This window comes from Pseudomonas fjordensis (genome assembly GCF_976987115.1).
Window position 1 is genome coordinate 1368107 of sequence record NZ_OZ336860.1, and the last position, 13805, is coordinate 1381911.

9 protein-coding genes and 1 pseudogene are annotated in these 13805 nt (G+C 59.3%); 2 read left to right on the forward strand and 8 right to left on the reverse strand.

What is annotated here, in order from left to right; genetic code table 11:
- Nucleotides 1-10: 10 nt before the first annotated feature.
- The 4 genes and pseudogenes from ACWHXD_RS06080 to ACWHXD_RS06095 form a co-directional block, all read right to left on the reverse strand.
- Nucleotides 11-1141, reverse strand: coding sequence for an OpgC family protein (locus ACWHXD_RS06080; protein WP_138761383.1), 1131 nt, complete (start codon nt 1139-1141; stop codon nt 11-13).
- Nucleotides 1142-1427: 286 nt separating this feature from the next.
- Nucleotides 1428-3686 carry a glycoside hydrolase family 3 N-terminal domain-containing protein gene (locus tag ACWHXD_RS06085; protein ID WP_499083628.1) on the reverse strand — a complete coding sequence of 753 codons (2259 nt, stop codon included), beginning with the start codon at nt 3684-3686 and terminating at the stop codon, nt 1428-1430.
- Nucleotides 3687-3797: 111 nt separating this feature from the next.
- A pseudogene (locus ACWHXD_RS06090) lies at nt 3798-3908 on the reverse strand (NIPSNAP family protein); the annotation flags it as partial.
- Between the two features lie 19 nt (nt 3909-3927).
- Nucleotides 3928-5547 (reverse strand): FMN-binding glutamate synthase family protein, encoded by a 1620-nt coding sequence (locus ACWHXD_RS06095; RefSeq protein ID WP_032893353.1) that lies wholly within the window; start codon nt 5545-5547, stop codon nt 3928-3930.
- A gap of 149 nt (nt 5548-5696) precedes the next feature.
- Here ACWHXD_RS06095 and ACWHXD_RS06100 point away from each other — a divergent pair, with 149 nt between their 5' ends.
- A complete protein-coding gene (locus ACWHXD_RS06100; RefSeq protein WP_238344533.1) occupies nt 5697-6686 on the forward strand; it encodes a hypothetical protein in 990 nt (329 codons plus the stop codon).
- A gap of 693 nt (nt 6687-7379) precedes the next feature.
- Nucleotides 7380-7652 (forward strand): type B 50S ribosomal protein L31, encoded by a 273-nt coding sequence (locus tag ACWHXD_RS06105; protein ID WP_003188912.1) that lies wholly within the window; start codon nt 7380-7382, stop codon nt 7650-7652.
- A gap of 20 nt (nt 7653-7672) precedes the next feature.
- Here ACWHXD_RS06105 and ACWHXD_RS06110 read toward each other — a convergent pair whose 3' ends face one another.
- Genes ACWHXD_RS06110 through ACWHXD_RS06125 form a run of 4 tightly spaced genes read right to left on the reverse strand, consistent with a single transcriptional unit; the run spans nt 7673 to nt 13737 of the window.
- Nucleotides 7673-9052: an ATP-binding protein gene (locus ACWHXD_RS06110; RefSeq protein ID WP_138761385.1), complete on the reverse strand. Its 1380-nt coding sequence runs from the start codon at nt 9050-9052 to the stop codon at nt 7673-7675.
- The gene (locus tag ACWHXD_RS06115) at nt 9049-10866 is read right to left on the reverse strand and encodes a DAHL domain-containing sensor histidine kinase (RefSeq protein WP_138761386.1); all 1818 of its coding nucleotides are present in this window, start codon (nt 10864-10866) and stop codon (nt 9049-9051) included. The genes ACWHXD_RS06110 and ACWHXD_RS06115 overlap by 4 nt, the downstream gene beginning before the upstream one ends.
- Nucleotides 10863-11828, reverse strand: a complete 966-nt coding sequence (locus tag ACWHXD_RS06120; protein ID WP_138761387.1) for a cytochrome-c peroxidase — start codon at nt 11826-11828, stop codon at nt 10863-10865. Before ACWHXD_RS06120 ends, ACWHXD_RS06115 begins: the two co-directional genes overlap by 4 nt.
- 25 nt (nt 11829-11853) lie before the next feature.
- A complete protein-coding gene (locus ACWHXD_RS06125) occupies nt 11854-13737 on the reverse strand; it encodes a putative bifunctional diguanylate cyclase/phosphodiesterase (RefSeq protein WP_138761388.1) in 1884 nt (627 codons plus the stop codon).
- Nucleotides 13738-13805 lie beyond the last annotated feature (68 nt).

Sequence of the window (13805 nt, forward strand, 5' to 3'; positions counted from 1 at the left end):
CAGGCGCTAATTATGTAGCGGGAGACTGGGGCAAGGTGGCTCGCCGCTGGTCCAATTGCTTGTTGAACTCCAGCCACGCGGCAAACAAGCTCATCACGGCGGCCCCCACCAGCGCTGTGAATACCTGCATGGCGAAGGTATCGCCGGTCAGGGCATTGACCATGTCCGCCAACGGCGCCAGCACCACACCCAGGCAAAACACCTCCAGGGAGTAGCGTCCCATCCGCACCAGTTGTCGCGCCAGCCCGTGTTGCGTCCAGCCGACACCGGGGAGCAGTTTGGCGGTGACGTAGGCCAGGGCCAGAAAGTGCAGCAAGCGCACCGGTGACAGGTCGGTCTTGCTGATGGGGTACAGCCATTCGCCAATCACGCGCGGCATCCAGGCGTCGTGCAACTCGGGCCAGCGCCACGAGAGGGTGATCACGCAGGTCGTCAGCACATACGCCGCAGCCGCTATGAACAACGGTTGGCGAAGCAGTGGCTGTCGTTCGGTAGGGGGCGTCGAACGCAAGGCCGCTGCGCCGCCGAGGATAAACAGGCACTGCCAGGTGATGGGGTTGAAGTACCAGACTCCGCCGTTGCTGGCCGGCAGGTTCCAGCCCTGCCATGGCGCCAGCAGGTATACGGCCAGCGAGATCGCCACGGTGATCGTGGGCGCACGCAACAGTAACGGCAGCGTAATGGGCAGGCTGAGAATCAGCACGATATACAGCGGCAGCGGGTCGGTCAGGTTGGGTTTGAAGCGCAGCAGCAACTCATCGACCAAGGCCTGTTGGGTATTGTTGAGGAAGTACTCCAGGCCCATCTCCTGCACCAGGTCGCGGGTTTCGATATGACTGTTGGCGAAAATCACGATGCCCATCAACAGCGCCAGCAGGAAAATGTGCACCACGTAGAGCGTCCACACCCGGCGCAGGATTTTCAGGCAGGCAATGAAATAGCCATCGCGCTGCAGGATCTTGCCGTAGGCCAACACGGCTGCATAGCCGGCCAGGAATACGAAGATTTCCGCGGCGTCACTGAACCCGAAGTTCTGCACGGTGACGTTGGCCAAGGGGTTATGGGGCACGTGATCCCAGAAAATGAAGATCAACGCCAGGCCCCGAAAAAAATCGATGCGCGGGTCGCGTCCGTTCAGCATGGCAGCGGGCTCTTGAACAAGTAGTGGAATGACGATAGGTGAGCGCGGGCGTCGCCGCACGTCGGGCGGGCGCAGGTTGGCGGTATTTGTAAGCAATTGCAAAGGCTGGGTATTGCTGAATGTCTCAATTGCGCTGGGGGATAGCCGCGTTTCCTTGGGCCGCTACTTGCTGTTCATGACCTGCATGGGCGGCTTGAGCGTGGCCGTGGGATGGCTGGGCGACCATCTGCATATGCCAGGGATTGTCGCTTTGCTGGTGTTTTCGCTGGTCAGCCTGGTGCGCGTTTTACTGCGCGCGCAATGGGCAACGCCGGTGGGACAGACTGCCCGCAATAGGCAACCCGCGCGTATCGCTCACCTCGAAATGCGCCTGGTTGGTAGTCGCCGAATCCGGCCCAACGAAGACGGTAAAACTGCCGGCCTCGACCTTCGGCGAAAAATGCTCGTCGAGCAAGGCAAAGTCCGGTTGGCCCAGGGTAAAGCTGACGCTGCGGCTTTCGCCCGGTGCTAAATGAATTTTGCGAAAACCCCGTAACCGGCGCCCTGGTCGAGTGACGCTGGCAATATCATCGCGCAGGTACAACTGGACGATTTCATCACCGGCGCGTTTGCCGGTATTGGTGACGGTGACTTCAACCGCCAGCGTCTGGGTGGCGGTCAGTCGAGGGCTACTCAGGCGAGGAGAGGAGTAGACGAACGAGGTGTAGCTCAAGCCGAAGCCAAACGGATACAGGGGTGTCCAGGGCACATCAATGTAGGCGGATGCGTAACTGCCATCACCGCTGGGTGGGCGGCCGGTATTCTTATGCGCGTAGTAAATCGGTATCTGGCCCACATGACGTGGGAACGTCATTGGCAGCTTGCCGCTGGGGTTAACGTCACCAAAGAGCACATCGGCCACGGCATTCCCGGTCTCGCTGCCCAGGAACCAGGTTTCGAGCAAGGCAGGCGCTTGTTGGACTGACTCATCGAGCACCAGCGGGCGGCCATTCATCAGGACGATGACCAGCGGCTTTCCTGTGTTCAGCAATGTGCTTAGCAGCGCATTCTGCCCACCCGGCAGGCCGAGTTCGGCGCGACTATGGGCTTCGCCGCTCTGTTCTGCGGTTTCTCCGAGCACGGCGATGATCAGGTCGCTTTCACGCGCCGTGTGTTCGACCTGCTTGATGTCCTGGACATGCGGGCTGCTGGGCGAGGCGCCGGGCAGATAAACAATCTCGGTGCCGGGTGCGACTGCATTGCGCAGTCCTTGCAGCACTGTGACGGACTCTTCGGCGCGTCCGGCCCCGGCCCATGGGCCGATCGTGGCGCTGGCGTCCGAAGCGAGGCTGCCGGTCACCAATACCTTGCCCGGCTGTTTGGAAAGCGGCAGCAACGGGCCGCTGTTTTTCAGTAAGACGATGGATTTCTGCGCCGCTTCTCGAGCCAGGGCGCGGTGTTGTGGCGTGAGCTGGTTGGCCCGCTCGCGGGCTTCGTCGCTGTACCGATAGGGGTCATCGAACAGCCCCAGGCGTTGCTTGGTCTTGAGTACGCGACGCACCGCGTCGTCCACGCTTTTGCGCGATACCTGACCGTTGCGCACCAGCGTCGGCAGGTGTTGGCGATAGGATTGACTGGCCATCTCGATATCCACCCCGGCAGTGAACGCCAGCCGTGCGGTGTCGGCTGCCGTGGCAGCAATGCCTTGTGGGCCCAGTTCCCAGACAGCATTGAAATCACTGACCAGCAAGCCGGTAAACCCCCATTGTTTGCGCAACAGACCGGCCAGCAGGGCGGTATGGCGGTGCATGGGAATGCCGGCCAACTCGTTGAAGGACGGCATGATTGCATCGACGCCGGCCGCGACGGCGGCCTGGAAGGGAGGTAAGTAAACCTCTCTCAACGTACGTTCCGACAGGTCGGCAACGTTATAGTCTCGACCGCCTTCGGCAGCGCCGTAGGCCACGAAATGTTTTGCCGTCGCGAGCATCGACGAGATGTCGGGGGCACCTGCGCCCTGAAAGCCATGCACGAGGGCAGCAGCCAGTGCAGAACCCAGAAACGGATCTTCACCTGCGCCTTCCACCACGCGCCCCCAGCGCGGATCACGGGTAACATCGACCATGGGCGCAAAGGTCCAATGCACGCCACTGGCGGTGGCTTCTACGGCTGCTGCGCGTGCGGTTCGTTGTGTCAGGTCCGGGTCCCAGGCCGAGGCTTGCGCCAATGGCACTGGAAACACCGTCCGAAAACCGTGCAGTACGTCATAGGCGAATAACAAGGGGATATGCAGGCGAGAGCCGTTGACCACCTGTTCTTGCAACTGGCGGGTCTGTTGCGCGGTACTCGCCCCCAGTACCGACCCCACCAGGGTGACGGGCATCTGTGTTTGCGTGCCTTGATCAATGGCGGGGCCGGTGGGCGTAGCCTGGATGCCAAGTTGGCTGAGCTGGCCAATTTTTTCTTCAAGGGTCATTTGCGTCAGCAAGCGTTCAACCGGATCGTCTTGGGCTAGCGCCAGCAGTGGGAGGCAGGCGAGCAGCAATGAAGCAACATGTATAGGCATGGTTCACCCGTCCATGGGTAAGGTTGATGCCTTCAAGTGTTTTGCATCAGAGCAAAATCATCTACTGTCAGAATTGACAGTGCGCACCCGTTTCAGACAAGCGGGGTATTCTCAGACAGCGTCCATCAGCAAGACCCTGCACGGTTTGGCTTGATACGCATTGATCTGCGGTACCAAACGGGTGAAGTGCTCGGTCTGGCAATGCGCATCCAGCGATGACTTTCAACATGCTAGGTGTCCTTTAGGCCGCAGCGATTTCATGGGGCTCAAAACTATCCGCCCGCGCCATCTGCCACATCCGCGAATAAAACTCGCCGTTCACTTCTCCGGTGAGCAACTCGCCGGGCTTCAAGAACACATGCAGTTGTGAAAACAGCTTGATCTCCGTCGCCGACATGCGCCGTACCAAGTGCTTGGCCGACAATTGCGACGGATGCTCCAGCCCTGCGGCGGCAAGCATTTCTGCCAGGGCGTGCAGGGTGTTGCGGTGGAAGTTGAATACGCGCTGGGCCTTGTCCGGTACCACCAGGGCGCGTTGACGCAACGGGTCTTGAGTCGCCACGCCGGTCGGGCATTTGTTGGTGTGGCATGACTGAGACTGAATGCAGCCGATGGCGAACATAAAACCACGTGCCGAGTTGGCCCAGTCGGCGCCGATGGCCAGGACGCTGGCGATGTCGAAGGCGCTGACGATCTTGCCGCTGGCGCCGAGCTTGATCTTGTCGCGCAGGTTCAGGCCCACCAGGGTGTTGTGCACGAACAGCAGGCCCTCACGCAGCGGCACGCCGATATGGTCGGTGAACTCCACCGGCGCGGCGCCGGTGCCGCCTTCCTTGCCGTCGACCACGATAAAGTCCGGAAGGATGCCGGTTTCGAGCATGGCCTTGGCGATGCCCATGAATTCCCACGGGTGGCCTAGGCAGAACTTGAAGCCCACCGGTTTGCCGCCCGACAGTTCACGCAACTGGGCGATGAACTGCATCAGCTCGATAGGCGTGGAAAACGCGCTGTGGCGCGACGGCGAGATGCAGTCTTCACCCATCATGATGCCGCGGGTGTCGGCGATTTCCTGGGTGACCTTGTGCTTGGGCAGAATTCCGCCATGGCCGGGCTTGGCGCCTTGGCTCATCTTGATTTCGATCATGCGCACTTGCGGGTCCTGGGCCTGCACGGCGAAGCGTTCGGGGTCGAAACGGCCGTCGCTGGTGCGGCAGCCGAAGTAACCGCTGCCCAGTTCCCAGGTGAGGTCGCCGCCGTTTTCTCGGTGGTAGGGGCTGATGCTGCCTTCGCCGGTGTCGTGGGCAAAGTTGCCGAGCTTGGCGCCGTGGTTGAGTGCGCGGATCGCATTGGCGCTCAACGAGCCGAAGCTCATCGCCGAGATATTGAACACCGACGCCGAGTACGGCTGCGTGCACTGCGGGCCGCCGACCATCACGCGAAAGCTGCTGGGGTCGCTCAGCGGCGCAGGGCGCATGGAGTGACCGATAAATTCGAAGCCTGACTGGTAAACGTCAATCAGGGTGCCGAAGGGTTTGTCTGCTGTTTCGTTTTTAGCCCGCGAATACACCAGCGAGCGCTGGGCACGGGAGAAGGGCAGGGCGTCGCTGTCGGACTCCAGCAGGTACTGGCGAATTTCCGGACGAATGGTTTCCACCAGGTAGCGGATATTGCCCAGGATCGGGTAGTTACGGCGCACCGCGTGGGGCGTTTGCAGCAGGTCGAAAATGCCGATCAGGCTGAGTACACCGGTGACTATCGTGATCGGCCACAGCCATTCATGTTCGATAAAGGGGAGGCTGGCGAGGGTGAAAATGACACACACAGCGAAGAAGGCGTAGCGGCTTAACAAGGACAGGCTCATACGGTTTCCTTGGGTTCGGACTCTTCAGGTCGATTGCCCATTCTGCACCTGTCGTCAAAGCACGGACAAGGATTGATCGCCCAGTCGTTTTTTTATACTTCGGCTTATTTGTACAGACAAAAATATCTATCAGCTTGATAGAGGAACGTATGACGCCCCCGACACCATTCATTGGGTGTCTGGTTGTGACCGGGCATTGGGAAAGTAAGGACACTTTTATCAAGACGGAATTTGTAACGGCAAGAGTGAGTAACTTACCTATGACGGCATCGATAGTGGCAGCGAATATTTTTTCCAGTGTCTGGAGTTCTGCGCCTTCCAGTCACGACTGGGATAAGCGCCAGTTAACCGGCTCGCAGCGCGAGCAGATCGCCCAAGAACATAAACAAATGCAAGGTATTGAGAAACCTGAGCAGGATGTGAGCCGAAAGCCGGAATTTGCCACGGGCCGTCCACCGGGTGATAACCGCATTGCGGAACAAATCATCAACGACAATCCGATCCTCAAAAACCTCGGTCATCAAAAAGATATTAATCGTCCATTGGCCTATAAACTTCTGGGTGATTGGACGAGCAATAACAAAGCCCCTGAAGCACGAGCGGATGCCGCCTTCAACGCTGCGCGGGTGCTCAACTATATTGATACGTCCTTATCGGCTGACGGCGAACATCGAGGCAAAGCCCATGGCAATGGCGACCTTGAAGGAATCACCCGTAGCGGTGATGCCCGGCGCGGAACTCCGGCTGGTATGTGGAAAGATTTTACGGAGCAGGGTTATTACGCCTTGCGCGACGATCACCGCCTGGATAGCACCAGCGATACCCATGTGAGGGCCGACGGCACCAACAAAGACAACCTGCAGTGGGTTGCCAGCGCAGCTGGAAAGAGAACCTGGTTTATCCCAGGGCTCAGCAATATTCTTCTGGGCATCGGCAATGCAGACCAGGGGGTGGCCGGGGCCCTCAAGGGGGCCAAGGATGGTTTTGACAAAACCCGGGTCGATGGTTTTGATCAAGCACTCGACAGTGCTGCGCGGGGAAATATCTGGGGTGTCGTAAAAGGGTATGCCAGTGCTGTGAACAAAAATGAGGCCACGCCGGAACAGGTCAAGACTGTGTTGAATAAGGTGGGCAGCTGAAATCGGAGGGGGCTTAACCGTTGGCGTTCAACCAGATGGCTTTGATTCTTGGAAATTGATTTCCTACAAGCCCGATAAGTCCGTAGATATCTACACAACTCTGTAGCGCTCAACGGTAACCACGATGCGAAGCGAGTCGCTCTTGATCTGCTCTTGATCTTGATCTCAGGCGCCCCGTCAAACCACGTTGGCCGGAATTCGACAGTGATTTGGGGGGTAAACCGGCAGGGATGCCGGTTTAGCCGCCCCGCGCCATGGATGGCGCGTGGCGGCGGCCCCCCAAATCACTGGCGGATTACGGGCACACCGAGCCTAAGCGAGGTGCCGAGTGGTGGGGCAAGAGCGTTTTGCTTACTTTGCCGCTTTTGCAAAGTGAGCCGCCGTCAGGGCGGAACCCTAAGTGGCCGTTACCGCAGCAATGGATATGTACACAATCCAGCTGCGTTGACTGTCAGGCCGCCTTCGCGAGCAAGCCCGCTCCCACAAGTTTAACCGCAGGGTGTCAGGTAGATAGGTGTCGACTGGGAGGCCGTCATCGCAGGCAAGCCAGCTCCCACATCTGGATCGCGGGGGGAGATACCTATATCCATAGATCTGCGCAATCTATTCTTATTGCAATAGGTTCTCGTTTGGCTGCTTGATATTGTGTTACTGTATAACAAATCAACCACGCCCAAACGCCCCGGAGGCCTCATGAAAGCTGGTATCCACCCCGACTACCGCACCGTGCTGTTCCACGACACTGCCGCCGACGTGTTCTTCCTCATCGGCTCCACCGCCGACAGTGATCGCACTCATAAACACAGCGACGGCAACACCTATCCCTACATCCCGCTGGACGTTTCCAGCGCCTCGCACCCGGTCTACACCGGCCAGCAGCGCAAGACCCAGGCCGAAGGCCGGATTGCCGGGTTCAACAAGCGCTTTGCCTCGTTTGGATCGAGCCCGAAAAAAGCGGATGAATGAGCATGATTCGGCGGCGTGTCCTACGCCGCCGTCTGCCGAATCGGCAGTACCACCCGAAACTTCGTACCCTTGCCCAGCTCACTGCTGACGCTGATATCGCCACGGTGTTTCTTGACGATCCCGTAGGACAACGACAACCCCAACCCCGTACCTTCGCCCACTGGCTTGGTGGTAAAGAATGGGTCGAATATCTTCTGCACGGTTTCAGGCGCAATCCCACAGCCGTTGTCCGCCACTTCCAGCCATACGTGTTCGCCTTCCACCCCGTTGCTGATGGTAATGGTGCCGCGCTCCGGGCCCATGGCTTGTGCGGCATTGATGACCAGGTTCATCACCACCTGATTGAGTTGGGAGGCCAGGCATTCGATTTCCGGCAGCGGCGCGTAGTGCTTGACCACATCGGCCTTGTACTTGAGTTCGCTGGCGACGATGTTCAGCGTCGAGTCGATGCCTTGCTGCAGGTTGGCAAATTGCCAGGTCTGGTCGTTATCCACCCGTGAGAAGTTCTTCAGGTCCTTGACGATCTGCACCACACGGCCGATGCCGTCTTTAGACTCGCGGATCAGGATCGGAATGTCGTCCTTGAGAAAATCCAGGTCCAGCTCGTTGCGCAAGGCCGTGAGTGGGTCGCGATGTTCTGGCTCAGCAATATGCGCTTCGCTGCGCTGGTAAGCATCGAGCATCTGTTGCAGCTGTTTGAAGTAGCCGTCGAGGGTGCTGAGGTTGGAGGAAATAAAGCCCACCGGGTTGTTGATCTCATGGGCGACACCCGCCGCGAGTTGCCCCAGTGAGGCGAGTTTTTCCGACTGCACCAGTTGGCTTTCCAGGTGCTTGCGCTCTTCAATTTCCAGTTGCAGCGCTTGGGTGCGCTCTTCCACCAACCGCTCCAGTTGCGAGGTTTGCAGGGAGGCGCGGCGGGCCATGTCCCATTTGTTGGCCAGGGTGTTGGCCATTTGCTGGACTTCGATGTTGTCGAATGGTTTTTTCAGGATCAGCAGGCGGTCGTGGGCGTGCAGGCGAAACAGCAGGTCATCCCAGGAATAGTCCGAGTAGGCGGTGCACACCACCACTTGCAAGTCGGGTGCGACTTTCCACAGTTCTTCAATGGTCTTGGCGCCGTCCCAGCCCTGGGGCATGCGCATGTCAACGAATGCCATCGCATAGGGGCGTTCTTGCGCCATGGCGCTGGTCAGCAAGCCCAGGCCTTCTTCGCCGCCATACGCGCCGTGCAGCTCGAATGCCTGGGCTTGAGGTTTGGCCGCGTCGCCGAACAGTGCCGACTCCATCTCATCCAGCGCCTGGGTGGAGGCTTCGTCGGGCATCAGGATCTTGCGAAAGTCCTCATGAATGGACGGTGTGTCATCGATCAGCAGGATGCGCCGGTTGGGAGGTTGGTTCATGAGCTGCTTCCGGCAAGGGTCAGGGGGATGGTCAAGGTGAAGACGGCGCCGAGGCCCGGCCCGTCGCTATGGGCGCTGAGTTGGCCGTTCATTTCCACGGCGGCCAGGGCGCAGCTGTGCAGGCCGAAGCCGTGGCCTTCCTTGCGAGTGGTAAAACCGTGGGTGAAGATGCGTGCCATGTTCTCGGGCGGTATGCCTTCGCCATCGTCCTTCACACTGATCTTCAGGGTCTCGTCGCCGACCGATTCCACCGCTAGGGTGATTTGCCGTGGCCGTTCAGACAGTTTGTCCATGGCGTATTTGGCGTTGCTGATCAGGTTGACCATGATCAGCAATAACCTGTGCTTGTCCGCCAAGATCTCTGGCACCGGGGAGTACGCCTTCACAACAGTGACATGGTGACGGCTCAGCGCGCCGGCGTTCATGCGCAGGGCGTCGTCCATCAAGGCGCTGATATTGACCGGCTCCAGCAAGGTAGACGCACCCGCATAGGATTGCTGGGTCGAGACGATGTCCTTGATGTGGTCCACGCTTTTGCTCAACTGCGCCAGCTCATCGCTCATGCCTTGCTGTTCGATGGCAATCGCTTCGACCAACTGGTTGAGATAGCCCGGCAGCAATTTTCCCTTTTCATCTTCGGTGAAGAAGGTGCCCAGGTCGCCTTGATGCGCATTGATCAGTTGCATGGCCTTGCCCAGGCCGAGCGCCTTGCTGGCGCGCAGTTTGCGGCTGACCAGGTCGGCAGAGATATTCACACTGTTGAGCACGTTACCGACGTTGTGCAGCACGTTGGTGGCGATCTCTGCCATGCCGGCCTGGCGGGCGCTGTCCATCAGCTCGCTCTGGGCATCCTTGAGCTGTTGCGTGCGCCGCTCCACCCGTTGCTCCAGGGTTTCGTTGGCGGCCTGCAACGCGCGGTTGACGCGGTTGATCTCGGCAAAACTGCGCAACAGGCGCACCGCCAGGTAAAGCAGTAGCACCACCAGCAAGGTCGAGAAGATCAGCAGGTAGCGATGGTATTGGTGGTCGATGAGGTCAGCGGCTTGCTGGTCCTGATCAACGTGGGTGGTCAGGTCATCCAGGTGTTCGGCCACCGGCACGGCGGCAATTCGCTCGAGCAGGCTGTTGACCAGTGGCTGTTCGCGCAGGATCAGCGAAATATGGTTGCTGAGAATCTCTACCGGTGCCTGGAACTCACTGGGCAGGCTCTGTTGGTTGATGGCCAGTTTGCCCAGGCCCACCAGGATATCAGCGGCACGTTCGTCGCTGGTGACCTGGGCGAACTCCAGGCTGCTGAGCAGCAGGTCGTAGGTGTCGGTGGCCACGCTTTGCAGTTGCAGCCGGCCTTCATCGGTCATGCTGTTGAATTGGGCCTGTATGTCGTCTTCGGCCGTTGGCAAAAATGCCAATGAGTTACGCAGCACTGCGTTGTGGGATTTGAACTGGTCGACCAACCGGGCTTTTTCTTCGATGGCCTTTAGATACGCGTCATGGCTGGCTTGCCAACCGGGCAGGTCGGCAGCGCTGTGATAGGTGTTGCGGCTCTGCAGTTCAGCCCCGATGCGGGTCATTTCGGTCAGCGGTGTGACCAGTGGGTCGTAATTGTGGGTAATCGCGATGCGGGCCTTGAGCACTTCGCTGTCCCATTGGGCATTGAGCTGCTGGAGCTGGCGGATCAAGTCGCGCGACTGGGTATACGTGGCCGTCTGGTCGCGCGAAGACTTGAGGTACAAAAACACCAGTGTGGAGGCCAGGAACAGGGTGATAAGGCCTAGCAGGATTTGGCTGGTACGTCGGCGTGACAAGGGTCTCATAGTGGCTTGCCCGCCCATTCGCCAGTCAGGGTCTTGAGAAACTGGATAATCAGGTCCTTGTCTTCCTGGGACGGGTTGCGCCCCAACTGGTACTTGAACATCACGTCAACCGCCTCTTCAAGGGTCTTGGCCGAGGCGTCGTGAAAGTACGGCGCAGTGCCGGCCACATTACGCAGGCTGGGCACCTTGAACACATGGCGGTCCTCTTCATCCTGGGTCAGCAGGTAGCGCCCCAGGTCCGATTCCAGCGGGTTGCCGCGGGCCTTGAAGTAGTCGCCCATCACGCCGAACTTCTGGAACATATTGCCGCCAATGTTCACGCCCTGGTGGCAGGCGATGCAGCCGTAGTCCTTGAAGCGTTGGTAGCCGTATTTTTCCTGGGTGGTCAGGATATCAGTGTCGCCCAGCAAGTATTGGTCAAACCGCGAGTTGGGTGTCAGCAGTGTGCGCTCGTAGGTGGCCAGGGCGTTTTGCACATTGGAGGCGGTGACGCCATCGGGGTAGGCCTGCTTGAACGCGTTCTGGTAAGCGGGCAGGGCGGAGAGGTTGTGCACCACGGTATTCCAGTCGCTGCCCATTTCCACCGGGCTGATCACCACCTGCTCGACCTGGGCCTCCAGCGTGTCCACTCGACCGTTCCAGAATTGTTTGAAGTTCAGGCTGGCATTGAACACGGAAGGGGTATTGATCTGCACCGGTTTGCCGTCAAAACCAATGGAGAACGGCTTGTTGTCGGCGCCGCCGCTGGTCAGTAGGTGACAGCTGGCGCAGGACAAGGTGTTGTTGACCGACAAGCGCGGCTCATTGAACAGCTGGCGACCCAACTCAACCTTGGCCGGGTCCAGTACGGGAACCGCCGGCAAGGGCTTGAGCGCTTCGTTCAGCGGCGCGGCTGCGAGCGGTGCGGTGCCCAGGCATAACGCCAACATCAGGCCAGAACGGTAGTTTACGACGTTGCTCAAGCGAGCACTCCTTGCAGGCCTAGGGCTATTTATTTTCTTGATCGGGCATCAGTGTCGCGCTATCCGTTTGCAGCAACTGCACAAAATCTTTCGAAGGCAGCGCCTTGCTGAATAGAAAGCCCTGGCCCTCTTCACACCGCTGGGCTTTGAGGAAATTCAGTTGGTCAATGGTTTCCACGCCTTCGGCAATGATGTTCAGCTCCAGGCTCTTGCCCATGCCGATGATAGCGCTGATCAGCTGTTCGTCCTGGCTATTGATGCGCAGGCCGCGCACGAAGGATTGGTCGATCTTCAGCACGTCGATGGGAAAGCGCCGCAGGTAGCTGAGGCTGGAGTAGCCGGTGCCGAAATCGTCCAGGGCCAGGCGGACGCCCATGGCCTTGATCTTTTGCAGGGTCTCCACGGTTTCATCGACGTTCTGCATCAGCACGCTTTCGGTGATTTCCAGTTCCAGTTGGGTGGGCGGCAGGCCTGTTTCTTTAAGGATGGCGGCCAGGTTGTCGACGAAGTCCCGTTGACGAAAGTCGATCGCCGAGATGTTCACCGACATGCGCAGGGGCGCCAGGCCCATCTCGCGCCAGGCTTGTGCTTGTGCGCAGGCTTGGCGCAGTACCCATTGGGTCAGGCGTACGATCAGGCCGCTGTCTTCGGCCACAGGAATAAAATCCGCCGGGCTGACCCAGCCCGACTGGGGTCGAAACCAGCGTGTCAGCGCTTCCGCGCCGACGATGCGCCCGGACTCCAGCGCCAGCTTGGGCTGGTAATGCAGCACAAACTCATCGCGGTCCAGCGCCTGGCGGATCGCGCTTTCCAGGTTTTGCTGGTGCTGGGCGCGCAGGTTCATGTCTTCGGTGTAAAAGCTGAAATCCCCCGGGCCGCGTTCTTTGCTGGTGCGCATCGCGGTTTCAGCGTGCTTGAGCAAGCCCACGGCGTTGTCGCTGTCATTGGGGTAAATACTGATGCCCAGGCTGGCGCTCACACTCAGGTCATGCCCGGCGACATGGCGAGTCGCGCTGACGGCATTGAGCACTTTTTGCGCAATGTGCTGGGTTTGCGGGGGATGCTGGATATCGTTGAGCAGCACCACGAATTCGTCGGAGCCATAACGAAACACCGAGTCCGACGCCCGTATCGCCGCCACCAGGCTCAGGCTCACCTGCGCAAGCACCTCATCGCCTGCCGGATAGCCCAGGGCGTTGTTGATGCGCTTGAAGCGGTCGAGCCCCAGAAACATCACCGCCAGTTGCGTGTCGTGCCGCCGGCTCAAGGCGATCGCCTGGGTCAGGCGGTCGCCGAGCAAGGTGCTGTTGGGCAACTCGGTCAGTGCGTCGTATTGCAATAAATGCGAGACCTTGAGCAGCTCCTGCACGCGTTCCTCGATGGTGCGCTCCAGGCTGATCACCTTGAGGGCCGCGTCCTGGGCCAGTTGCCATTTCCAGGTCAGGGCGCTGGCCATCTGGCGGATTTCCAGGTGGTCGAAGGGCTTTTTCAGGATCAGCAGTTGATCGTTGTATTTCAGGCGCGCTTCGATGGCCTCGAAGGAATAGTCGGAATAGGCCGTGCAGAGGGCGATTTGCAGGTTGGGGTCCACCTCCCACAGCTGTTCGATGGTGTGCAGGCCGTCCCAGCCAGGAGGCATGCGCATGTCGATAAACACCATGGCGTAGGGTGAGTGGGCGTCCAGGGCTTTCTTGACCAGTGCCAAGGCTTCCTGGCCCTGGTAGGCGGAATCCAGGTCAAACGCCTGGCGCACCGGCGCCGTGGTGCCGAACAGGGCGGACTCCAGAGTATCGAGGGAGGGCTCGCCGTGCTCGTCGGCACAGAGGATCTTGCGAAAATCCTGGTGGATCGAAGCGGTGTCGTCGACGATCAGGATGCGCCGGTTGGCCCGGCCAGATTCCGTCTTCATGGCGCACTCGGCACATGCAAAAGGCTTGATGGCATGACAATTCCTTCCCTGGTTCTACAACTGAACGG

Bases quoted from the DNA above. Each gene is read 5' to 3' on its own strand.
- ACWHXD_RS06105 (WP_003188912.1), top strand. From the start codon at position 7,380: ATGAAAGCTGGTATCCACCCCGACTACCGCACCGTGCTGTTCCACGAC.
- ACWHXD_RS06115 (WP_138761386.1), bottom strand. From the start codon at position 10,866: ATGAGACCCTTGTCACGCCGACGTACCAGCCAAATCCTGCTAGGCCTT.
- ACWHXD_RS06100 (WP_238344533.1), top strand. From the start codon at position 5,697: ATGACGCCCCCGACACCATTCATTGGGTGTCTGGTTGTGACCGGGCAT.
- ACWHXD_RS06125 (WP_138761388.1), bottom strand. From the start codon at position 13,737: ATGAAGACGGAATCTGGCCGGGCCAACCGGCGCATCCTGATCGTCGAC.
- ACWHXD_RS06085 (WP_499083628.1), bottom strand. From the start codon at position 3,686: ATGCCTATACATGTTGCTTCATTGCTGCTCGCCTGCCTCCCACTGCTG.
- ACWHXD_RS06110 (WP_138761385.1), bottom strand. From the start codon at position 9,052: ATGAACCAACCTCCCAACCGGCGCATCCTGCTGATCGATGACACACCG.
- ACWHXD_RS06080 (WP_138761383.1), bottom strand. From the start codon at position 1,141: ATGCTGAACGGACGCGACCCGCGCATCGATTTTTTTCGGGGCCTGGCG.
- ACWHXD_RS06095 (WP_032893353.1), bottom strand. From the start codon at position 5,547: ATGAGCCTGTCCTTGTTAAGCCGCTACGCCTTCTTCGCTGTGTGTGTC.